The organism is Ruegeria sp. CDSB013, from assembly GCF_059611165.1.
This window is the reverse complement of the sequence record NZ_JBXWPA010000013.1, coordinates 56663-79206: the sequence shown is the minus strand read 5'-3', so window position 1 is coordinate 79206 and position 22544 is coordinate 56663. Positions and strand designations below refer to the sequence as shown.

Annotated in this window: 23 protein-coding genes and 1 riboswitch; of the genes, 4 read left to right on the top strand and 19 right to left on the bottom strand. The window is 57.7% G+C overall.

Features of this window, described 5'->3' with window-relative positions; all coding sequences use genetic code 11:
* Positions 1–50: 50 nt before the first annotated feature.
* The 6 genes from AC2FJF_RS19495 to AC2FJF_RS19470 form a co-directional block, all read right to left on the bottom strand.
* Positions 51–386, bottom strand: coding sequence for a hypothetical protein (locus AC2FJF_RS19495; protein ID WP_496726819.1), 336 nt, complete (start codon positions 384–386; stop codon positions 51–53).
* 46 nt (positions 387–432) lie between these two features.
* Positions 433–1074, bottom strand: coding sequence for a phosphoribosylanthranilate isomerase (locus tag AC2FJF_RS19490; protein ID WP_496726818.1), 642 nt, complete (start codon positions 1072–1074; stop codon positions 433–435).
* An 11-nt stretch (positions 1075–1085) separates the two neighbouring features.
* Positions 1086–1436, bottom strand: a complete 351-nt coding sequence (locus AC2FJF_RS19485) for a lipopolysaccharide assembly protein LapA domain-containing protein (RefSeq protein WP_496726817.1) — start codon at positions 1434–1436, stop codon at positions 1086–1088.
* 7 nt (positions 1437–1443) lie between these two features.
* On the bottom strand, positions 1444–1728 hold the full coding sequence (gene ihfB, locus AC2FJF_RS19480; protein WP_037310872.1) for an integration host factor subunit beta: 285 nt from the start codon (positions 1726–1728) through the stop codon (positions 1444–1446).
* A gap of 271 nt (positions 1729–1999) precedes the next feature.
* A complete protein-coding gene (gene rpsA, locus AC2FJF_RS19475) occupies positions 2000–3676 on the bottom strand; it encodes a 30S ribosomal protein S1 (RefSeq protein ID WP_496726816.1) in 1677 nt (558 codons plus the stop codon).
* 248 nt (positions 3677–3924) lie between these two features.
* Positions 3925–4200 carry a DUF6525 family protein gene (locus AC2FJF_RS19470; protein WP_282120711.1) on the bottom strand — a complete coding sequence of 92 codons (276 nt, stop codon included), beginning with the start codon at positions 4198–4200 and terminating at the stop codon, positions 3925–3927.
* A gap of 213 nt (positions 4201–4413) precedes the next feature.
* Between AC2FJF_RS19470 and AC2FJF_RS19465 the strand changes: the two genes are divergently transcribed.
* On the top strand, positions 4414–5889 hold the full coding sequence (locus AC2FJF_RS19465) for a sulfatase family protein (protein WP_496726815.1): 1476 nt from the start codon (positions 4414–4416) through the stop codon (positions 5887–5889).
* Positions 5890–5984: 95 nt separating this feature from the next.
* Here AC2FJF_RS19465 and AC2FJF_RS19460 read toward each other — a convergent pair whose 3' ends face one another.
* Entirely contained in the window at positions 5985–7673 is a 1689-nt protein-coding gene (locus AC2FJF_RS19460) for a tryptophan halogenase family protein (protein WP_496726814.1), read from the bottom strand.
* A 305-nt stretch (positions 7674–7978) separates the two neighbouring features.
* Complete coding sequence (locus AC2FJF_RS19455) at positions 7979–8503, bottom strand: hypothetical protein (protein ID WP_496726813.1); 525 nt, start codon at positions 8501–8503, stop codon at positions 7979–7981.
* Between the two features lie 218 nt (positions 8504–8721).
* Between AC2FJF_RS19455 and AC2FJF_RS19450 the strand changes: the two genes are divergently transcribed.
* Positions 8722–9201, top strand: coding sequence for a YHS domain-containing (seleno)protein (locus AC2FJF_RS19450; RefSeq protein ID WP_496726812.1), 480 nt, complete (start codon positions 8722–8724; stop codon positions 9199–9201).
* 24 nt (positions 9202–9225) lie between these two features.
* Here the strand turns inward: AC2FJF_RS19450 and cmk are convergent, their stop codons facing one another.
* The 10 genes from cmk to miaB form a co-directional block, all read right to left on the bottom strand.
* Positions 9226–9852, bottom strand: coding sequence for a (d)CMP kinase (gene cmk, locus AC2FJF_RS19445; protein ID WP_496726811.1), 627 nt, complete (start codon positions 9850–9852; stop codon positions 9226–9228).
* Between the two features lie 5 nt (positions 9853–9857).
* On the bottom strand, positions 9858–11210 hold the full coding sequence (aroA, locus tag AC2FJF_RS19440) for a 3-phosphoshikimate 1-carboxyvinyltransferase (protein WP_496726810.1): 1353 nt from the start codon (positions 11208–11210) through the stop codon (positions 9858–9860).
* A 68-nt stretch (positions 11211–11278) separates the two neighbouring features.
* Complete coding sequence (trmB, locus tag AC2FJF_RS19435) at positions 11279–11989, bottom strand: tRNA (guanine(46)-N(7))-methyltransferase TrmB (protein WP_496726809.1); 711 nt, start codon at positions 11987–11989, stop codon at positions 11279–11281.
* A 92-nt stretch (positions 11990–12081) separates the two neighbouring features.
* On the bottom strand, positions 12082–13263 hold the full coding sequence (gene metK, locus AC2FJF_RS19430) for a methionine adenosyltransferase (protein ID WP_496726808.1): 1182 nt from the start codon (positions 13261–13263) through the stop codon (positions 12082–12084).
* 5 nt (positions 13264–13268) lie between these two features.
* A riboswitch (SAM-SAH riboswitch) is annotated at positions 13269–13316 on the bottom strand.
* A 45-nt stretch (positions 13317–13361) separates the two neighbouring features.
* Positions 13362–14855 carry an apolipoprotein N-acyltransferase gene (lnt, locus tag AC2FJF_RS19425; RefSeq protein ID WP_496726807.1) on the bottom strand — a complete coding sequence of 498 codons (1494 nt, stop codon included), beginning with the start codon at positions 14853–14855 and terminating at the stop codon, positions 13362–13364.
* Positions 14852–15739, bottom strand: a complete 888-nt coding sequence (locus tag AC2FJF_RS19420) for a hemolysin family protein (RefSeq protein WP_496726806.1) — start codon at positions 15737–15739, stop codon at positions 14852–14854. Before AC2FJF_RS19420 ends, lnt begins: the two co-directional genes overlap by 4 nt.
* A 36-nt stretch (positions 15740–15775) precedes the next feature.
* Positions 15776–16270: an rRNA maturation RNase YbeY gene (ybeY, locus tag AC2FJF_RS19415; RefSeq protein ID WP_496726805.1), complete on the bottom strand. Its 495-nt coding sequence runs from the start codon at positions 16268–16270 to the stop codon at positions 15776–15778.
* A gap of 39 nt (positions 16271–16309) precedes the next feature.
* Positions 16310–17332, bottom strand: coding sequence for a PhoH family protein (locus AC2FJF_RS19410; RefSeq protein ID WP_496726804.1), 1023 nt, complete (start codon positions 17330–17332; stop codon positions 16310–16312).
* A gap of 154 nt (positions 17333–17486) precedes the next feature.
* A complete protein-coding gene (locus AC2FJF_RS19405; RefSeq protein WP_496726803.1) occupies positions 17487–18251 on the bottom strand; it encodes an outer membrane protein in 765 nt (254 codons plus the stop codon).
* 184 nt (positions 18252–18435) lie between these two features.
* On the bottom strand, positions 18436–19755 hold the full coding sequence (miaB, locus tag AC2FJF_RS19400; RefSeq protein ID WP_496726802.1) for a tRNA (N6-isopentenyl adenosine(37)-C2)-methylthiotransferase MiaB: 1320 nt from the start codon (positions 19753–19755) through the stop codon (positions 18436–18438).
* Between the two features lie 120 nt (positions 19756–19875).
* Here miaB and AC2FJF_RS19395 point away from each other — a divergent pair, with 120 nt between their 5' ends.
* On the top strand, positions 19876–20739 hold the full coding sequence (locus AC2FJF_RS19395) for a hypothetical protein (protein WP_496726801.1): 864 nt from the start codon (positions 19876–19878) through the stop codon (positions 20737–20739).
* 29 nt (positions 20740–20768) lie between these two features.
* On the opposite strand, the gene AC2FJF_RS19390 is transcribed toward AC2FJF_RS19395, so the two are convergent.
* Positions 20769–21566: a phytanoyl-CoA dioxygenase family protein gene (locus AC2FJF_RS19390; protein ID WP_496726800.1), complete on the bottom strand. Its 798-nt coding sequence runs from the start codon at positions 21564–21566 to the stop codon at positions 20769–20771.
* Positions 21567–21652: 86 nt separating this feature from the next.
* Here AC2FJF_RS19390 and AC2FJF_RS19385 point away from each other — a divergent pair, with 86 nt between their 5' ends.
* A complete protein-coding gene (locus tag AC2FJF_RS19385) occupies positions 21653–22543 on the top strand; it encodes a LysR family transcriptional regulator (protein WP_496726799.1) in 891 nt (296 codons plus the stop codon).
* Position 22544 lies beyond the last annotated feature (1 nt).

The window sequence follows — 22544 nt, the reverse complement described above, 5'->3', positions numbered from 1 at the left end:
TACCCGTTGTTCATAGGAGGTGCTGACAGGTTTTGCCATGGCAAAACGCATCATTTTGTGGGCCTGTATCGATGCTTCCAGATCCGCAGGGCCTGCTCTTCGGTCGGCACCGCGATGCATGAGAAATGGTGGAACTCGTGCGTGATGGACAACCGGTCTGACACCGCAAGAACGCGCCTGTGTGGTCCCGAATGGGCAAATGTCAGCATGGCCTCGGCGTCTTGCCAAACACTGAGTGAAAAGTAGAGCCCACCGTGAGGGAACATCTGCGCATACTCGCATAATGGGTCTCCGCGCGCCTGCTTCAATGCCTGTCCCGCACGCCAAAAGAACTCTGGCGCGTTGTACCAATGGTTCAGGGTAACCCCGCCAATCGCCGCAAGCATCTTTGTTCCTCCCCGACGTTATATACGGGGGAGGTCAGCAAGCAGATCAATGGGCGGCGGAAACGAATTCAGAAATCTTAATGGAGTCTTTAACTCCGGGCGAACTTTCGACGCCGGAAGACACATCAACCTGTTTTGCGCCGGTCATACGGATCGCCTCGGCGACGTTGTCCGGCGTCAGTCCGCCGGCCAGCATCCACGGCTTTCGCCAGTATTTCCGGCCTGCGAGCAATCTCCAGTCAAAGGCAAGCCCGTTGCCGCCCGGCAGTTCGGAGGTGCGCGGCGGCTTCGCGTCGATCAGCAATTGATCAGCCACTTCAGAATACAGATCAATCGCGCTCAGATCCTCAGCCTCGGCGATGCCGATTGCCTTCATTACCGGCAGGCCAAACCTGTCGCGTACTTCTGAAACCCGCTGGGGTGTTTCCTTTCCATGCAATTGCAACATGTCCAAGGGCACGCGTGCGACGATACGGTCCAGTTCTTCGTCCGTCGCATTCACGGTCAGCGCGACCTTGGCCACGCCTGCAGGAACAAGCTGCGACAGCCCTGCCGCGGCATCAAGGTCCAGATGCCGTGGCGATTTTGAGAAAAAGACAAAGCCGACGTAGCGTGCACCGGCATCAGCCGCAGCGCGCACGTGATCGGGTGCGGTTAGCCCGCAGATTTTTACAGCTACATCGGTCATATAAAGGTGCCTTAGCTGGCTTCGTCCAGCAGAGCCAGAACGTCGTCCTTGCCCTCATTCTGCTTTTTCTTGAGCTTTTTGACCTCGCGCTCAAGCTTGCGCACCTCTCCGGTCTTGGTCGAGGCGTCGCGGCGGTGTTTGTGCTCGCGCAGCCATTCCCACAGGAACCCGATGATCAACCCGGCTACAACGCCGCCCAGCACCACAAGGAACAAAGGCAGGGTCGTCGCGAGGTTTAAACCCAGCAGTTCGGCCAAGGCATCCGGCATCAGTTTCAACTCGACCATCTGGCGATTGGCCAGCGAGATCGACACAAGAACGATCCCGAGGATCGCCAGGAAAGCATATCGAAGGTAACGCATCATGGTGTCAGGCTTTACCGTTCAATCGGTCCCTTAGCAACTTGCCAGTTTTAAAGAATGGAACACATTTTTCTTCGACCTGCACGGTCTCACCCGTACGAGGATTGCGGCCAACACGCGCGTCCCGTTGTTTGACCGAGAACGCACCGAAGCCGCGCAGTTCCACACGGTCGCCACGCGCCATGGCATCTGTCACTTCTTCGAACACGGTATTCACAATCCGCTCGACATCACGCTGATAGAGATGTGGGTTTTCGTCGGCGATTTTCTGAATCAGTTCTGAACGGATCATGAGTGTTACCCTCCCAGGCGACCGGTTAACCATGTCTATACTTCTGGACAGTATAGGAAAAAACCGTGATCGGGGGAACGTAAACTCTGTGTGCAAAGCATTCATTTTACAGCAAAGTCGCGCGATTTTTTGCTTGTTGAGGCAAAATCCACTCCTAAAGCGTGAACGACAGCCGCAATAAGCCCAAAATTCGGAACATATTGATTCGCAACAAAAACGGCCCCGCGCGTCTGCACGGGGCCGTAAATTCGGCTGAAAATCCAGCCTGAGCTTAGTCGCCGGATTTCAGCGCTGCACCCAAGATGTCGCCCAGCGATGCGCCCGAGTCGGAAGAACCGTACTGTTCCACGGCCTCTTTCTCTTCGGCGATCTCACGTGCCTTGATCGACAGACCCAGACGACGTGTCTTGCTGTCGACGTTGGTGACGCGGACGTCGATCTTGTCGCTGACCGAGAAACGCTCGGGGCGCTGCTCTGCACGGTCACGCGACAGGTCGGAACGGCGGATGAAGGACTTCATGCCTTCGTATTCCACCTCGATGCCGCCATCTTCGATCGCGGTGACCCCAACGGTGATGATCGAGCCACGCTTCACGCCGCCCACGGCTTCGGCGAACTTGTCACCGCCCAGGGCTTTGATCGACAGCGAGATACGCTCTTTCTCAACATCAACTTCCGAGACAACGGCCGAAACCATGTCGCCTTTGCGGTAGTTCTGGATCGCGTCTTCGCCACGTTCGTCCCACGACAGGTCGGACAGGTGAACCATGCCGTCGATGTCGCCTTCGAGGCCAATGAACAGACCGAATTCGGTGATGTTCTTGACTTCGCCTTCGACCTCGGTGCCCTCGGGGTGTGTTTCTGCAAACACTTCCCACGGGTTGCGCATGGTCTGCTTCAGGCCCAGAGACACACGACGCTTGGCGCCGTCGATTTCCAGAACCATGACGTCGACTTCCTGGCTGGTCGAAACGATCTTGCCGGGGTGGACGTTTTTCTTGGTCCAGGACATCTCGGACACGTGCACCAGACCTTCGACACCGGCTTCCAGCTCGACGAACGCGCCGTAGTCGGTGATGTTGGTGACGCGACCCTGATGGACCGAGCCCAGCGGGTACTTGGCAGCAACCAGATCCCATGGATCTTCCTGCAGCTGCTTCATGCCCAGGCTGATGCGGTGGGTCTCTTTGTTGATCTTGATGACCTGAACCTTGATGGTTTCGCCGATCGTCAGGATCTCGGACGGGTGGTTCACACGGCGCCATGCCATGTCGGTGACGTGCAGCAGGCCGTCAACGCCGCCCAGGTCAACAAATGCACCGTATTCGGTGATGTTCTTGACCACGCCTTCGACGGTCTGACCTTCGGTCAGGTTGCCAATGACTTCGGCACGCTGTTCGGCACGCGATTCTTCCAGGATAGCGCGACGCGAAACAACGATGTTGCCACGGCGGCGGTCCATTTTCAGAATCTGGAACGGCTGCTTCAGACCCATCAGCGGGCCGGCGTCGCGCACGGGGCGAACGTCAACCTGCGAGCCGGGCAGGAACGCAACTGCGCCACCCAGATCGACGGTGAAGCCACCTTTGACGCGGCCAAAGATTGCACCTTCGACGCGCTGGTCGTCGGCATATGCTTTTTCCAGACGGTCCCATGCCTCTTCACGGCGGGCCATCTCGCGCGAGATGACAGCTTCGCCACGGGCGTTCTCTGCGGCACGCAGGTAGACTTCGACCTCGTCACCAACAGCGATTTCAGGAGCTTCGCCGGGATTCGCGAATTCTTTCAGATCAACGCGGCCTTCCATTTTGTAGCCGACGTCGATGATGGCTTGGCCGGCTTCGATCGCCAGTACCTTGCCTTTGACAACAGAACCCTCTTCGGGCGTGTCCATTTCGAAGCTTTCGTTCAGGAGGGCTTCGAATTCCTCCATGGTTGTATCAGCCATCTGGCAGTGTTTTCCTTTACATACGTTTTTACTGGCCGAGCGGTTGTCTCCGCCGGTCTTGTTTCATGGTGTCATCGGACGTGATCCGGTGCGCCCCTGAGCAAACAAACACAAAGGGCCGAGGTGACCCGGCCCTGCTCAGTAACGTCATCCGGACGTTGACCGCCCTTGTGTTGACAGCGCGCGTATATGCGGAATTCCCGACATGTGCAAGAGGAAAGCCCTGAAATACAGGGCATCGGCCGCCGTCACACCAGGCACGCCATGTCCCAAACGCGCCGGTCCCGTTGCAACATGGATTGCTCAATCGCATTCAAACGCAAATAGGCATCATCGGGATCATTCGCTCCGCCTACCTTATCCCAAATGCGCAACGCCGAGGCCGGGCTCCACGGCAAACAAGCCGAGGCAAGCCACAATCGCAATTCGGCAGGCAACGCGTCATAGGCCTGCATTTGCGATCCCGTCCGTCGGCGGCGTTTGATCCGGCTGCGCAGGTTTCGGTTCTTTCGGCGGTCAGTCATTGTGCGCTCCTTTCATCGGCTCGCACGAACCTAGGCTTTCAGGTGTCAGTGGGTCGTCATGCTCGCTCGAAAATTTTGATATGTTATTACATTATTATTATCCGTATACAACCGCCCTCGTTAGGCGCAACTCCCGATTCCTGCGAAGAATGTCGTGTTTCGAACAGCAAAGTCTGCGCCAATTGCGAAGCTTTGAAAAAGTCGGAGGATTTCATGCGTCAAGACCTGAACTTTCTCGTCATCATTTCAGACGAACACCGCAAAGACGCGATGGGATGCGCGGGCCATCCGATTGTCAAAACGCCCAATCTGGATGCACTGGCCACGCGCGGTACGATGTTTCAGTCCGCCTACACACCCTCACCCATGTGCGTACCCACACGGGCGGCGCTTGCGACCGGAGACTGGGTTCACACGACAGGAAACTGGGACAGCGCAACCCCCTATGACGGGCACCCGCGCAGCTGGATGAGGCAGGTGCGCGACGCCGGGCGCGAGGTCGTCGCTATTGGAAAACTGCACTTCAGGTCCAACCAAGACGACAATGGCTTCTCCGAGGAGATCCTGCCGATGCACGTGGTCGGAGGTGTCGGCTGGGCCGTTGGGCTTTTGCGCGAAAACCCACCAGACTATGATTCGGCATCCGAGCTGGCAGGCGATGTGGGCGTCGGGCCCAGCACCTACACCGATTACGATCTGGACATTACCGCAGCAGCCGAGGCCTGGCTGGCCGATCCCACCCGCCAGGACAAACCCTGGGCAGCATTTGTGTCGCTGGTCAGTCCGCACTATCCCCTGACCTGTCCCAAGGAATGGTACGACCTTTACGACCCTGCTCAGATGGATTTGCCGGTCGGGTATGGCAAAGGGCTGCCGGATCATGAAGAGCTTCGCAACATCGCCGCGTTCTTCAACTACGATGACTATTTTGACGAACAGAAAATGTGCGAAGCCAAGGCGGCTTATTATGGCCTGACCTCACTGATGGATGATTGCGTGGGGCGCATCCTGAAAGCCTTGTCCGACAGTGGTCATGCTGAAAATACGGTCGTGATCTATGTATCCGACCACGGTGACATGATGGGGGATCAGGGGTTTTGGACCAAACAGGTAATGTATGAGGCCAGTGCAGGAATTCCGATGATCGCGGCCGGCCCGGGTATCCCGTCGGGGCGACGCGTCACCACATGTACCAATCTGACCGATATCGCTGCAACCGCCCGGGACATCTGCGGCGTCGAAGCCGACGAGGGCAACGCGGGTCAACCCGGCTTGTCTCTGATCGAGTTGGCAAATGCGCCGGACGACCCCGACCGAACCGGCTTCAGCGAATACCACGATGGTGGGTCAAGAACCGGCAGTTTCATGGTGCGATGGGACGAATGGAAATACGTCTATTATGTCGGACAGCCCCCGCAATTGTTCGACCTGTCAACCGATCCTCAAGAACAGACCAACCGCGCGCTGGATCGGGTAAATGACCCGCAGGTTCAGGCTGCGCTGGTCGAAGGGGAACGCCGTCTGCGAGAAATCTGCGACCCCGAAGAGGTCAACTCCTGCGCCTTTGCCGATCAACGCAAGAAAATCGAAGACCTAGGCGGAGAAGAAGCCTGCCGCACGGCCTTTGTCTTCAATCACACGCCGACCCCGTCCGAGCAGGAAAAGCTGCGTGAAGGACCCGCGCTTTAGCGCAGGTATTTTGCATTTCTCCAGTGGGTCCTCGGTCCGCGCAGCGCAGTTCAATGCTGCCACCACCGCAAAGCTGCGCCGAGCGCTAGGACCTTCTAGAACAGTTGCAGGTCCTTCTTGCCGCTTTGGATTTCGGCAAGGTTCGGCATGTTCTGGATTGCCACGGGTGCAAGTTGTTCGCCCGGCATCGCGACGGTCGGTTGCATCGCAGCCGCCATACCAAAGGCTGGGGGCTGCTCCAGCTCTCCTCGGATATCGCGCAACAGTGTTTTGTGATCCGGCATCGCCTTGAGGATCTGCGCAAGATCCACCTTCGCGCCCTTCCACCACTGGAACCAAATCGGTTTCTTCAACGGCCGCAGACGATCACGGATGCCGGTCCCATAGCCGGTGTCATAGACCTGCTTGCCCAAAAGAACCGTCTGATAAACGCGGAAATTAAACAGTGTGGCGAATTCGATATCGTGTTCCATGGGCAGGCGGTGCTGCCACAATTCCAGGTTTTCGGCCAAACGATCCGGTATCTTCATCTCTGTGCGCGCATCGATCCAATATTGATCATCCGTGCGGTTGCCCAGGCGATAGTGCAGACAGATGAAATCTAGGACCTCATCATACATCTGGTTCATTTGCCGGTTATATCTTGCCCGCAGCGATGGTTCGATGTCGCGTGTAGGCAGGTGTTCTGCGAACCAGCGCACCGCGTGATCAACCATATGGATTGCGGTACTTTCCAACGGTTCAATGAACCCGCCAGACAAACCGATTGCCAGACAGTTCTTGACCCAGGCATTGCGCACGCGCCCGATGCGCATCGGGATCACGCGCGGTGTCAAACCTTTGCCGCTGTCGCCTAGCCATTCGAGATATTCATCTGCCGCCTGATCATCCGTGCGATGCGCCGATGAATACACATATCCTGTGCCCACACGGTTGTAGAGCGGCACCCGCCATGTCCAACCGGCGCCCAGCGCGGTAGACCGGGTGACGCTTTCGATTTTCTCTGGGTCGGGATGTTCAATCTGCAACGCCATGGCGCGGTCGTTGGGCAGGTAATCCGAGTAATCCATAAACGGCTCACCCAGTGCTTTGTTGATGATCAAACCGCGGAACCCGGTGCAATCTATGACCATCTCGATGTCGTGGCGACCCTTACGCTCTAGCATCAGATGGCTGACATTACCCTGTTCATCCAGCTCAACCGCCTGCACCTCATCCTGGATATGCTCAACACCGCGCTTGGTGCAGACTTTGGTCAGCATGCCCGCAAATTTCACAGCATCCAGATGATATGCATAGCCAAACCGTTGCTCGAACTCGGGCTGACCCAGTGGTCGCCCCCCCTTGCACAGGCGGGCCAGATCGTCATGCGGCGAGATGGATTGCGTAAAGTCCCGATCGCCATTGCCAAAGCGCAAGAAATACTCGGCGGCTTCCAACCCTTCCAACAACTGACCGTGGGCAAAGGGGTTCACATAATCGATGCGATTGCCCTTTGCGTCCTTGTTCCAATTGCAGAACTTCACGCCCAGCTTGAACGATGCATTTGTCTCGCGAAAAAAATCCCGCTCGGAAATGCCCGCCTGACGCAGAGTGACCGGCATGCGCGGCACCGTGGCCTCACCAACGCCAACGGTGGCGATATTGGGGCTTTCGATCAGGCAGATGCGCGGGCGAACCTTGGGGGCCGAGGTGCGTGAAAACACCATGTCCAGTATCAGCGCGGTCATCCAACCCGCCGTGCCACCACCCACGATAGTGATCTTACGCAAACGATTATTCATATTGTTCTGTCCCTGTTGGCTTGAGGGATTTCTTGGCTGCTTCCCCTTTTTGTTTTTGAGGATTGTATGGCAGCCTTCCCTTCTGGCATGGGCAAAGCATAGCAGGTTTCCTGCGTCCAGCTAGGGTCTAGCGCGCCCTGACCTCAATGTACTTTCCTTCTTTCGGCAAGCGACGCTCGGTCACGGCACCCTGCCCTGGGCAGTACACTTAACCGCGATGCGTTAAAGGCAAACCGGGCCGCCAATGCACCGAAGCTTCTGCGAGGCAACTTGAAATCAGAGCAAACGTAATTCCTGGGCGCGTGTCAGATTTCCTCGCCTTTTTTCAGAAGTTCTTCGATCAGATCGCGCCGCAGATCCTGGCTGTCGCCCCCTCCAAACTCCGCCGCGCCGCCGGTGTACAAGGTGCCATAGGTCTTGGCGATGTTCACTGTCTGGGCCAGCCCCGAGATCAGCTGGTTCTTGTCCAGCCGGGATAGCGGATGGATGTACGCAGCCCACAAAATATCATTCGCAATCGCGTAACGCGCGTCCAGCGTACTGTCAAAATTCGCCTGCATCACGCGTTCAAGGTCAGCGGGCGACAAATCTTCGGCGCTACCAATCGCGACCATGGCCCGCATCCGGTCTGCATTGATATCCGTAACGACCAGCACCGTTACGTCCGCAACCTTCAGCTCAAACCCCGGTCCAAACGGTTTCGCGTCAGGATCGAGCGCAAAGATGATCTTTCCCAACCGCTCATACGTCATTGGGGGTTCCGGCTCAGCCGTCTCTTGAGCCAACGCACCTCCGGCAAGGAAAAACATCAAAAAGGCTAGTCGGATCATGGCATCGCTCCTGCAGGCTATAGACCGACAATAGGGTCGGGGCGCAGACCTGACCAAACAAAGCTTGGTGAACAGTATTTCGAAGGCACTGACAGCTTTGAACGATCTGCAAGATACTCGGGGCTTTCTGCGATAGCTCGTTCAGAACCGAGTTCCTAGCTTTGGTTCAGCGGCTGGCAGACCTGCTGGCCGGACTCTGAACCGGAAAGGAAACACAAATGAAATCTATCGTTCTTACCACCCTGATCGCCACATTGCCCCTGATCGCGGCCCCGGCCTTTGCTGCGGATGAAATCAACGTATCAAACGGTATTTCTGCCGCCGGTGCGCCGCTTGCCGCGCATGGGGTCGATCTGGTGACACTCGTTAACGACGGCAACCCGGTCGATGGCTTTGCCACACACTCGGCCACTTACGACGGCGCATCTTATTACTTCACCAGCGCCGCCAACCGCGAAGCGTTCGAGGCCAACCCGGCGGCCTACCTGCCACAACATGGCGGGTTCTGTTCGTTCGGCGTTTCTGTCGGCAAAAAATTCGACGGCGATCCGGATCAATACCTGGTGGCTGACGGAAAGCTGTATCTGTTCCTGAACGCAGATACCCGCGCGGCGTTCCTTGAAGATGTCTCTGCCACATCTGAAACCGCTGACAATCAGTGGTCCAAGATCAAAAGCATCGCGGTCGGAGAGCTGTAATCTAACAGCCAAAGGCCCGCGAAGTTACGATTTTGCGGGCCTTGCCTTCTCGATGACCTCGACAGCCTTTGCTAAGGCGGCTTCGATGCTCAGATCTGACGTGTCCAGCAGGACTGCATCCTCTGCTGGCTTCATGGGCGCGGTGCTGCGTTCCGTATCCCGCGCGTCGCGCTCTTTTACGTCCGACAGCACCTGTTCCCGCGAGATATCATTGCCCTTCGCGGTGAGCTCAAGAAACCGACGCTCGGCCCGAACTTCGGGGCTGGCGGTGACGAACAGTTTCACCTCGGCCTCGGGACAAATCACAGTACCGATGTCCCGACCATCCAGCACCGCGCCCCCGCTGCGGCGCGCAAACGCCCGCTGAAAGTCAACCAACGCGGCCCGAACCTCGGGGATCACGGCTACTTTTGAGGCTGCTTGCGCAATCTCGGCCGTACGCAAATCGCCCTGCTCCAACTCTTCGGGGGTCAGGGCGTGCGCTGCCGCAATCGGCTCGAGTCCCTGCAAAGTCCGCCTGCCGACCGCGCGGTACAAAAGCCCGGTGTCCAGATGCGCGAAGCCAAACCGGGCCGCGACCGCCTTTGAGATCGTGCCCTTCCCTGCCGCAGCTGGTCCATCAATGGCGATAGTGAATTGTGAATCCGACATCAAACCTACCGATTATTTCGTTGCAGTTTCGCACCCAACGTGGCCATCAAAGGTTCAAAAATTGGGAACGACGTGGCGATCGGGCCCGCGTCGTCGACGGTTACACCCTTTTTGGCCCCCATCCCCAAAATCATGAACGACATGGCGATCCGGTGGTCCAGAAAGCTTTCGCAGGTGCCGCCACCGGAGACGTTGCCGATGCCCAGCCCTTCAACCGACCACCATTCATCACCTTCTTCGACAGTTACACCATTGGCGCGCAGGCCCCGAGCCATTGCGTCGATCCGGTCGCTTTCCTTTACGCGCAGTTCTTTTACGCCGCCCATCATCGTGACGCCGGTGGCATTTGCCGCAATCACGGACAAAACCGGGTATTCATCAATCATCGAGGCCGCGCGTTCGGGTGGAACATCGATCCCCTTCATATTCGGCGAGTACTTTGCGCGCAGATCGGCGACAGGTTCGCCGCCCTCTTCGCGCTCATTCTCATAGGACAGTTCTGCACCCATCTCGCGCAGCGTAGTGAACAACCCCGCACGAGTGGGGTTCAGGCCGATGCCCGGCACCAGAACGTCCGACCCAGGCGTGAGCAGCGCCGCGCAGACCGGAAAGGCCGCGCTGGACGGATCGCGCGGAACGGCGATGACCTGCGGTTTCAACTCGGGGCGACCGGTCAGGGTGATAACTCGGCCTTCATCAGTGTCCTCAACGGTGATTTCCGCGCCAAAGCCCGCCAGCATACGCTCGGAATGGTCGCGTGTGGCCTCTTTCTCGATCACCACAGTTTTGCCGGGAGCATTGAGGCCAGCCAGCAGCACCGCAGATTTCACCTGGGCCGAAGGCACCGGCACCTCGTATCGCACCGGCGTGGAGTCAGCCGCGCCGACGATAGTCATCGGCAAGCGCCCCCCTGAACGGCCCACCGATTGTGTTCCAAACAGCGCCAGCGGATCTGTGACCCGCGCCATGGGGCGTTTGTTCAGGCTGGCGTCGCCAGTAAAAGTCGCCGTGATCGGACAGGTAGCCATCGCGCCCATGATCAGCCGAACGCCGGTACCCGAGTTGCCGCAATCGATCACCTGATCGGGTTCGGCAAAGCCACCGACGCCCACGCCGTGCACGGTCCATTCGCCGCCACCGTGATCGGTGACCTCGGCCCCGAAGGCGCGCATGGCCTTGGCGGTGTCCAGAACATCTTCGCCTTCCAACAGGCCCGAGATCCGGGTCTCGCCCACGGCCATCGCGCCCAGGATCAACGACCGATGCGAGATTGACTTGTCACCGGGCACCTCTGCCGTTCCGGTCAGCGGGCCGCAAGGATGCGAGGTCATCGGGATGGGCGTGCCGTGTCCGGACATGGGGGCTCCTGTTTTCGCTATCAGTTCAAGGCGGATTAGCGAATTGGGGCCGATTGGTCCAGCCGCAATCAGTCTTTGCGGCGGAAGGTCAGATAGTGTGGCGTACGGCCTTCACGCAGGGCCTTTTGTTCATAGCGGGTGGAAATCCAGTCATCCCACGGTTCGCGCCAGTCTGTGGGACGCTCGGCCAGCCATTCAAAACCGGCGCGGGGCACTTCTTCCAGCGTCTGGCGCACATAGTCGGGAATGTCCGTCGCGACGCGAAAGATTGAGCCGGGTTTCAGGGCGCGGGCCAAAGGCTCCAGATGCTCCTGAGTCACAAAGCGGCGGCGGTGATGCCGCGTCTTGGGCCACGGGTCGGGATACAGAAGAAAGGCTCGAGAGATACTGGCCTCGGGCAGAACGTCGAACAGGTCACGCGCATCGCCTGGATGCACGGCCAGGTTTCCGACCCCGGCTTTACGGATTTTTCCCAACAGCATGGCGACGCCGTTGATGTAGGGCTCGGCCCCAATAATGCCGATATCAGGGTTGCTCGCAGCCTGATGCACCAGATGTTCACCGCCGCCGAAGCCGACCTCGAGCCAGACATTCTTGCCGCCGAACAGCGCCTGCAGGTCCAGCGGATGCCGCTCGGGGTTGGTTTCCCAGTCGACAGCACCCGGCGACAGGGCGTCAAGGTCTTCGTTCAGATACGTCTTTTGACTCTGCTTCAAGGTCTTTCCCTTAAAGCGGCCATAAAAGTTTCTGCGCGGGCGTTGTGGGGTCTGGGTGCTCATGGCGGTGCCCATAATGCGCTGGTCGAAGTGTTGCAACCCCGATGCCTGAACGAAAAAGCGCGCCGGTTACGGCGCGCTTCGATTAATTTGGATCACACCGCTGCTTTCAAAGCGTCGACCAGATCGGTGCGTTCCCAGCTAAAACCGCCATCCGCCTCGGGTTCGCGGCCAAAGTGGCCGTAAGCCGCCGTGCGCTGATAGATAGGCTTGTTCATCTGCAGGTGCTGCCGGATACCGCGCGGGGTTAGATCCATGACCTGGCCAACAGCCTTTTCGATTTCTGCGTCCGGGATTTCACCAGTGCCGTGAGTGTCGGCATAGATAGACAGCGGCTTGGAAACACCAATCGCATAGCTTAGCTGGATCGTGCAGCGTTCTGCCATTCCGGCGGCCACAACGTTCTTGGCTAGGTAACGCGCGGCATACGCGGCCGAACGGTCCACCTTGGTCGGGTCCTTACCCGAGAACGCGCCGCCGCCGTGCGGGGCTGCGCCACCATAAGTGTCTACGATGATCTTGCGCCCGGTCAGACCTGCGTCACCATCCGGGCCACCGATCACGAATTTGCCAGTGGGGTTCACGTGCCACTCGGTTTCGTTGCTCAACCACCCTTCGGGCAGTGTTTCACGAATGTAAGGCTCAACAATCGCGCGGATGTCGGCGGAACTCAGCGCTTCGTCCAGGTGTTGTGTCGACAACACGATCGAGCTGACACCCACAGGTTTGCCGTCACGGTAAACGACCGACAACTGCGATTTCGCGTCGGGACCAAGCGCCGGCTCGCTGCCATTCTTGCGCACTTCGGCAAGACGGCGCAGGATCGCGTGTGAATACTGGATCGGTGCCGGCATCAACGCAGGCGTTTCCGTGGTCGCATAACCGAACATGATGCCCTGGTCACCGGCACCTTCGTCCTTGTCTGCGGCGGCATCCACACCTTGGGCGATATGCGCGGACTGTTCGTGCAGCAGGTTCGTTACCTCAACGGTTTCGTGGTGGAACTTGTCCTGCTCGTACCCGATGTCTTTGATACAGGCGCGCGCAATTTCGTCGATGCGGCCCATGTAATCGTGCAGCTTTTCCTGATCAGACAAACCTACTTCGCCACCGATGACGACCCGGTCGGTCGTAGCAAAGGTTTCACACGCTACGCGCGCTTCGGGTTCTTCATTCAGAAAGGCGTCAAGCACGGCATCGGAAATCCGGTCACAAACCTTATCCGGGTGCCCTTCGGAAACGGATTCCGATGTAAATGTATAGTTCTGTCGGGACATGAAAGTGCTCCATTGAATTTTTCCATCACGCCAGGAAGCCGTTGTGATGAGCATGCAACCCGATACGCACCATGAAACACAGCGTCAATCCGAAAATACTATTGCTGTACTCTGGCGTTGCGCCAAAGCAGCGCAAAAAACGCCAACAGCGCGACAAAGACCGGTGCATCACCCAGCCGGGCGTACACAGTCGGAGCCAGCGCATTGGGCAATCTCGCATCGACAAAACCGGCCTGGCCCAGGGGCAATGCCTCGGTAACCCGACCCAGCGGGTCAATCATCGCTGATACTCCGGTATTGGCCGACCGCATCATCGGCAACCCCTGCTCGATGGCGCGCATTTGCGCCTGGGCCAGATGCTGATACGGCCCCGAGCGCGTTCCGAACCACGCGTCGTTGGTGATCTGCAAAAGAAAATCGGCACGACCCGGTGCTGACAAGACGTCTTGGGTAAAAACCGCCTCATAGCAAATAAGCGGCAAAGCTTTTCCCAGCTTGCCAGCGTCCATCAGCGAAGCCCCCGGTCCCGCGCTAAAGCCATTACCGGTGGTGGCAGCCATTCCGTAAACTCCGAACTGGGCCAGAATCTCACCAAACGGGACATATTCGCCAAAGGGCGCCAAGTGATGCTTGTCATAAAGCCCCTGCTGCCGGCCATCTTCATCCAGATAGATCATCGAATTGAAAATGCGCGGGCCGTCCCCTCTCTGAATACCCAGAAATACGGGCGTCCCCTGCGCGGCATCGGCGATTGCGGTCAGATAAGGCTGCGCACTGCCCAGCCATGCAGGAACCGAGGTTTCCGGCCAGACAATCAAATCTGGTCGCGGTGACGCCGCCGTGAACTCTAGTTGACGGGTAAAAAACAGCGGGGCGTAATCCGGATCCCATTTCTGATGCTGGGGCGCATTTGGTTGAATGAGGCGAACAACATTCTCAGTGTCCGCAATGGCCGGGCGCGATGCGGCATAAATCAATGCGAAACACGCGGTTCCAACAGTTAGGACTAACGGAACCACATAGCCATCGCGCTGCGACAGCGCGGCCCCAAGCGGCAAAGTCGCCAGCAAAGTCACCGCGCCCAGCCCATATGGACCGAACAGAGACAAAAGCTGTGCGCCCTGTGTGTCCACCCAGACCTGCGCCAGCCCCGCCCAGGGAAACCCCGTCAGAACATAGCCTCGCGCAAATTCCAGCAATGAGATTGAAATCGCCAGAAACACGGCCTGTGATACGCCATCGCTGTCGGGACGCCGCACCAGCCAAAAAGCTAGCGCCCAAAACAGCGCGAGGCCGCCTGCCATGAATGTTAGGGCAAAAGGCGCCATCCATCCGTGACGTTGGACATCAACAAGGAACGGCTCGACAATCCAACTGAGCGCATGCGCGAAATATCCGGTCGCAAAGGCCCAGCCCAACCAGGCCGCCTTCACCCGCGTCTCAGTCGTTAGAAACAGAGGCGACAGCAGGACCAATGCGATCACTGTTGCCGGCCAAATGCCGAACGGAGCAAGCCCAAACGCCGCGATCGCGCCCAGCAGAGCTGCGGATATTAACCGAAGCCAAAACGGCCAGCCCTGTGCAGGGTTCATTCAACGCGATCCGGCAACATGACACGCAGACGTTTGATCCGGCGCGGGTCGGCGTCGATCACCTCGAACTCGGGACCTTCGGGATGCAACACGACCTCGCCTCGTGCGGGGACGCGACCAGACAGCATGAAGACCAATCCGCCCAACGTGTCGATTTCTTCCTCGTCCACGTCTTCGTGACTTGTCAGAGAACGCCCGATCTCGGCCTCGAAATCTTCTAGCGGAACGCGCGCCTGCACGACATAGCAACCGGGCTTGTCCTGAATCCAAAGCTGACCTTCGTCGGCATCGTGCTCATCGGCGATCTCACCGACCACCTGTTCGATCAGATCCTCGATCGACACAAGACCATCAACACCGCCGTATTCGTCAATCACCAGCGCCATGTGGCGGCGTTCGGTCTGCATCTTCGTCAACAACACGCCAATCGGCATCGACGGCGGCACAAACAGCAACGTCCGCAGCATCGAGACCAGATCAAATTCAGACCCGGTGCCATTAAAACCATGTGTCAGAGCAAAGTCTTTGAGGTGCACAAACCCCAAAGGAGTATCAAGTGTTCCTTCGTAGACCGGGATACGGGACAGGCCGCTGTCGCGGAAAACCTGGGCCAGTTCATCTTTGCTGATCGTTGATGGCACGGACACGATTTCCGCCGTGGGAATAGCCACATCTTCGACCCGCATTCGCCGCAGGTTGATCATGCCGCGAGGCTGAACCATGTCGACCTCATGTCCATTGGTCGCGTTGACCTCTTCGTCGCTCTGCGGCGAGAACGCGTCCACTATTCGAGAAAAGAAGCCAGTTTTTTCGCTGGCATTTTCACCGCTGTCCTTCGGTTGCGCGCTCTGCGCCGCCATAGAACTGCCGTCTGTATCGCCCATAATCCTGTTCCAAATGATCGGCCAATGCGGCCACTATTACATACTATATGGGTCATCTATACCCATTTTGCCAAGTATCTCGACCTCGACCCCTTCCATCAAAGTGGCGTCGGGGTCACGAATGTGATCATAGCCCAGCAAGTGCAACACTCCGTGAACGATCAGATGCGTGACGTGATCGTCCATAGTTTTGTTGGCGTCGGCCGCTTCGCGTGCGCAAGTGTCAAAGGAAATCGCAATGTCGCCCAGCGCGATTTCGCCCGTAAAGTCTGGCGCGGGTCGGGCAGGTCTCTGCCCCGCTTCATCAGCGGCCAGATCTTCGGCAGGCCAACTCAGCACATTGGTCGGAGTGGGCTTTTCCCTAAATTCCGCGTTCAGATCAGCAATTCGCGCATCATCGCAGGCCAGCAGGCTGACTTCGCACAGCTCGGCGTCCAGATCGCAAAAGTCCAATACAGCCTTTGTCGCGCGCGCGGCCAACGGTTCAAGCTGTTGCCAGCGCGCATCTTCGATCGTCACTTCCAGGTTCATCTCACCGTGTCCAAAGCCCTGTGGCCGCACCCGGGCCGACTATGCTTTCTCGCGGCCCGAGTCGGCCTCATACGCTTCGATAATGGCGGCGACAAGCGGATGGCGCACAACATCCTTGGACGTGAAATAGTTGAAGCTGATATTCGGGATCGTGCTCAACAAACGCTCGGCATCGGCCAGCCCTGACTGAACACCGCGCGGCAGGTCAACCTGCGAGCGGTCACCGGTGATCACCATTCGACTTCCTTCACCCAGACGCGTCAGAAACATTTTCATCTGCATGGTCGTGGCGTTCTGAGCTTCATCCAGCACAACAAACGCATTCGCCAAGGTGCGTCCCCGCATAAAGGCCAGCGGCGCGATTTCGATTCGCTTTTCTTCAATCAGTTTGGCCAGTTGCTTGCCCGGCAGAAAATCATTCAAGGCATCGTACAACGGCTGCATGTACGGATCGACCTTGTCTTTCATGTCACCGGGCAGATAGCCCAGCTTTTCGCCAGCTTCGACTGCAGGGCGGCTGAGAATGATCCGATCTACATGGCCACCGATAAACATCGATACGCCAGCGGCTACGGCAAGATAGGTCTTACCCGTACCGGCAGGGCCAATCCCAAAGGCCAGTTCGTTCTGAAACAAGGATTGGACGTATGCCTTTTGCGCATCCGTGCGCGGCTCGACCAGTTTCTTGCGCGTCTTGATTTCGACCGTGCCGCCTCTGAACATCTCAAGCTGATCACCGTCGCGGCTGCCGGTTCCCGTCTCGGAGCCCCCCATCCGCAGCTCGCGATCCACATCGGCCGCTTCGACGTCACGCCCACCTTCCAGGCGCGTGTACAGTGCCTGCAAAACCTCAATGGCCTGCTTTTGGGCGTCTTCGTCACCCATCACAGCCAGCTGATTCCCGCGACGTACAATTTGAACAGATAACTTTTGCTCAATATCTGTCAGATTGCGGTCATATTCCCCGCACAGGTCAATTAATAATCGGTTGTCTGGAAACTCAACAAACGCTTCGCGCTGAGGCATTTCATCTTGCGGTGGGTTTAGGGCACCGATGGCCAATCCGCTCTCCTGTCTTGGCGTTTCACCTTGAGCGTAGACAGGAAGTCTTGGTGGGCGCAAGCCACAGTTTCATTTTTTCCGCCCAAATGGCAAAACCGCCAATGCGCCCGGCCCGTGCGCGGCTCCTGTTGGTGCCGCTGTTTCAGTCGGCGTGTCAGAACCGATAATTCAAACCCAACTTCAGACCGCGATACTTCGGCGTCGATCTGGTCGACGTTCCATTGCCGAAATCCACGTTTTCCGCGCTGAATTGAACGTATTCGAACTCACCCGTGATCGACCATTGGTCGGTCAGGTTATGTTCGGCCCCGATGCTGGCGGTAAAGCCGCTGCGTCGGCCGCCACTTTCGAAGAATTGAGACCCCCCCTGGACGGCCTGTCTGCTTGTTGTGTTGATGTCGCCATTCACATATCCAGCCGACACAAAATACAACACTGTACCGCTTTTGTTGGTCAGACCATTGCGCAGCCGAATCGAGAACACGTCAGATATTTCAGACCCGCCCGTGACTGTCTGGCCGTTGATCTGGTTGGAGGCGTCATCGCTAAGCGAGCCGAACTCGTATCCAAGCTCAAACCCATACACATAGTCGCGCCCACCGCGCGCTGGCAAAACGCCGCGCCACCCGGCCCGTACGCCACCCAACGAACCGCTCAGGTCCAGGTCACCTACTGCCGAGGTTCCGCCGGGTCCAGTCAGTCCAAATCGATCGTCGCCTCCGAAAGCGTACGCGCCCGTAGCACCCAGGTAAAAGGCGCTGACGTCACTGCCGAACCGTTTGGGGTTGACGACAGGAGGGTCAGAGAGACCTTGATCCAGATTGCCTGCAGCGGTCACACCGGGAAGCGCCGTAATAGCGATCGCGGTGGTAAGAGCGGATTTCAACAGCCGCCCTGAAAAACGTTTCAAAGTCTTCACTCGTACCCTTTCCATTCACCGACCTGCTCATCCCGCCGGCAAGAGATGAGGTTTCCCAAAGGCGCAAAACACTCGCCCCCTAGGCAACCTGATTTTTCTCGGAACATAATTCCGAGTAATAAATCAAGGGTAAATTTGGAATTAACAAAACCGTATGGTTTCCAAAATCCAAATAACGGACGCGTTACCGCAACGCACCCGCCAGTGAATTTGCACCCGAGGACATAATCCGGACATCGCGCAATTCGCCCACCGCGACATCAGCGTCGGACACGTGAACCGAATGAAGATACTCGGATTTTCCGACCATCTGACCTGGCAGACGACCCGGTTTTTCAAACAGCACTTTCACGTCCCGGCCAACCATCGCGTCCTGAATCTCGCGCTGGTGACGGGTAATCAGCCCCTGAAGCCGCTGCAGACGGTCGTCCGCAGCCTTGGGATCAACCTGAGACCGCTCAGCCGCCGGTGTTCCGGGGCGGGTCGAGTACTTGAACGAATACGCATATCCGTATTTGACCTCTTCCACCAAATCCATGGTGGCCTGAAAATCCTCTTCGGTCTCTTCAGGGAAGCCGACGATGAAGTCGCCGGACATCACGATATCCGGGCGCGCGGCGCGAATGCGCTCTATCAGGCGCAGATAGCTCTCGGCGGTGTGGCTGCGGTTCATTCGCTTGAGGATGCGATCCGAACCCGACTGAACCGGCAGGTGCAGATAAGGCATCAGCTTGTCGCACGTCCCGTGCGCCTCGATCAGGTCGTCGGCCATGTCGTTGGGGTGTGAGGTGGTGAACCGGATCCGCTCCAGCCCGTCGACCTTGTTCAGCTCCCAGATCAGACCGGCCAGCGTCATGTCACCATTCGGACCAGCGCCGTGATAGGCGTTGACGTTCTGGCCCAGCAGAGTGATCTCGCGCACCCCGCGTTCGACCAGATCGTTCGCCTCACGCAGGATACGATCAGCGGGACGGCTGACTTCGGCCCCGCGCGTATAAGGCACCACGCAGAAGGCGCAGAACTTGTCGCAGCCCTCTTGCACCGTCAGAAACGCAGTCGGACCACGTTTGGCCTTTGGTCGGCCTTTGAGTTTCTCAAACTTGTCCTCTTCGGGGAAATCCGTGTCCAGTGCCTTGGCACCGGTGCGCGTCTTCGCCTCCATCTCGGGCAGGCGGTGATAGCTTTGCGGGCCAACAACAAGGTCGACCATCGGCTGGCGACGCATGATCTCTTCGCCTTCCGCCTGCGCAACACATCCCGCAACACCGATCTTGAGGTCGGGCTTTTCAGTCTTCAAACCTTTGAACCGGCCAAGCTCGGAATAGATTTTTTCCGCGGCTTTTTCCCGAATATGGCAGGTGTTCAGCAGGATCATATCCGCATCATCGGGGCTTTTGGTTTCCACGTAACCCTGACCGCCCAGCGTTTCCGCCATACGCTCGCTGTCGTATACGTTCATCTGGCAACCATAGGTCTTGATGTACAGCTTTTTGGGTTCTGACATGAAAACGGCCTTTGCATTCGCGGGATCGGCGTCGTCTATACCCAACGAACGCCGCTTGCAATGGCGACGCGATTACCTGATTTTGACCCGAAACTCCAGCAAGGCGGCAGCGGACAGGCAATGCAATACGAATCTCTCGACTCTTTTTTGCAAACGGGCAAGGCCGCTTTGGCAAAGGGACCCCTCGCGTTGGTTTTCGTCGAAGATGACGTCGAAATTGATAGCACCATCCGTCACCATCTGAATCTGGGCTTTGAGTCTTTGATCGTATTCATGCCGCAGGAATTTGTGCTGGACCCCGAACTTGGGGATCAAGTTCACCGCGTCACTCTCAGCTGCGTTCCCCGCACCATCGTGTTTGAGACGATCAACAAGATCATTCAGGCGGCACCAGGTTTGTGGATGTATTACTGCTTTAACGCCGAGTACCTCTTCTTTCCCTTTTGCGAGACGCGTTCAATCGGAGAGATGCTGGCGTTTCACACTGAAGAGCGCCGCGACTCGATGCTGAGCCATGTTGTCGATCTGTATGCCGAGGATCTGAACGAATTCCCGAATGGCGTCGCACCTCAACGCGCGATGATGGATCGCACAGGGTATTTTGCCCAGGCGCGTCTGGATTCAATGAAGCACCCGAAGGAGCGCCAGCTGGATATGTCTGGTGGTTTACGATGGCGGTTCGAAGAACACGTTCCCGCACAAAACCGCCGAATTGACCGGATCGCCCTGTTCAAATCCAAAAGTGGATTGTTATTGCGGCCGGATCACACGTTTAACGACGAAGAATACAATACGTATTCTTGCCCGTGGCACCACAATTTGACTGCTGCGGTGTGCTCGTTCCGGGCAGCCAAAGCCTTGAAAACCAACGCAGGATCTACCTTCGACATTCCAACATTCCGCTGGCGCAATTCGATCCCGTTCGAATGGTCGTCAAACCAGTTGCTTGAGATGGGGTTGATCGAAACGGGCCAGTGGTTCTGACCCGCCTCTTTGACCTCTTCGGTGTCTGATCACCGCCGCAGCAACATCGGAAACCAATCCTCGCGCAAGCGCTGGCCTGGAATCATGTCATGCCCCGGAAACGGCGGCGATGTCCGGCCTGGCCGCTCGACATATCGCGCATCGTCACCAACCAAACGCAGTGAAAATGCGCGGCGGCGGCTGTCGGATTGATTTCCTCGCGCGCCGTGAAGCGTGCGATAGTTGAAAGCAACCGCGTCGCCCGGCTCCATCTCGAACTCGACAACCCGCATCCCTTCGGCATCCGGGTCCGGGGCCGGGATGTACTGGCCTTCGTCGGGAAAGAACCCGTCTTCCGAAACCCAGCGGGTCGGCAAGACCTCTTTCTCCCACCGGTGCGAGCCTGCCACACAGCGCAGTGTGGCTTGCGTGACCGGATCAAGCGGCGACCAAAAGCTGATCGTTTGCTGCCCTTCAACAAAGTAATAGGGCCCATCCTGATGCCACGGCGTCGCCATCGAGGTTCCGGGCTCTTTGACCAAAACGTGGTCGTGGAACATCTGCACTGTATCCGACTGCATCAAATCTGCCGCGACTTCTGCCGCCGGGGATTCGTGAATGACCGTCTGAAATTGTTCAATGCGCGACCAATTGCAATAATCGTCGAAAAACCGACCCGTCTGGCCTTCTTTCTTGTTCTCGGAAGCATACGGCCCGGGATCCGCCATATTCGCTGCCACCCCTTCGCGCAGGGCCTCAACGTGATCGGCAAATAGCCCTTTGATCAGGACAACGCCGTCCCGTTGATAGGTGTCGATCATTTCGTGAGTAACCAAGGGGTGCGTCATGTCTGTCTCCGTGTCGGTGGTAGGACGATCTGCACATGGATGACCCCTCTGTTCAAATAATATCTTTCTAAGATAGGTTTAATTTCATGTTATATATTTCACTTCGCCAATACGAATATGTCTGTGCTATCGGCCGCTTCGGCAGCTTGTCTGCCGCGGCGCAACAGCTGAATGTCTCACAACCTGCGCTGTCCACCGCTCTGACGCGCGTCGAATCGCATCTTGGCCATCCGTTATTTTCGCGAAAACGCGGGGCCGCGCTGGCGCTGACCCCGCAAGGACGCAGATTTATCGAAGACGCGGAAAACTTGCTGACCAATGCGGCCCGGCTTGAGAAAGCGGATCAGGTCAGCGCAACCAGGGCACAGTTGCGATTGGGGTGTTTCGTGGATTTGGCCCCGTTTTTGCTGGCCAAGGCGCTGCACCCTCTGCGTGCGGCACTGCCGGATTTGACCATTTCGTACAAAGTGGACGGGTTCGAAGGGCTGATAACCGGCCTGATCGACGGGGCCATAGATTTGGCGCTGACATACGGCTTGAGCATGGATACCGGATTTCGACAGCAGACCCTTTTCCCCAGCAGGCCAAATGCCATCATGGCCCCGGATCACCCATTGGCGCAAGCGCCGTCTGTTTCGCTGAGCGAGCTGGCCGCCCATCCGCTGATCCTGTCAAACGAAGGCCTCTCATCACAGCACGTGCTTGGACTGTTTCGGCAGATCGGATTGCGGCCTTCAGTGGCACACCGGGCGGCAACGCTGGAAATCCAGCGCAGTCTTGCCGCTCATCATGAGGGGGTCGCGATCAGCTATGCCACCCCGCCCTCGAACGTCAGCTATGACGGAATCCCCCTGGTCAGTCGCCGAATCCTGGATGACATCGCTGCGGAACCTGTGGTTCTGGCCCGCCACGGCATCGGCCCTACAGAGCCGCACATCGCGCAGGCGGAACAGATTCTGATGGAGTTGTTGGCCTGAG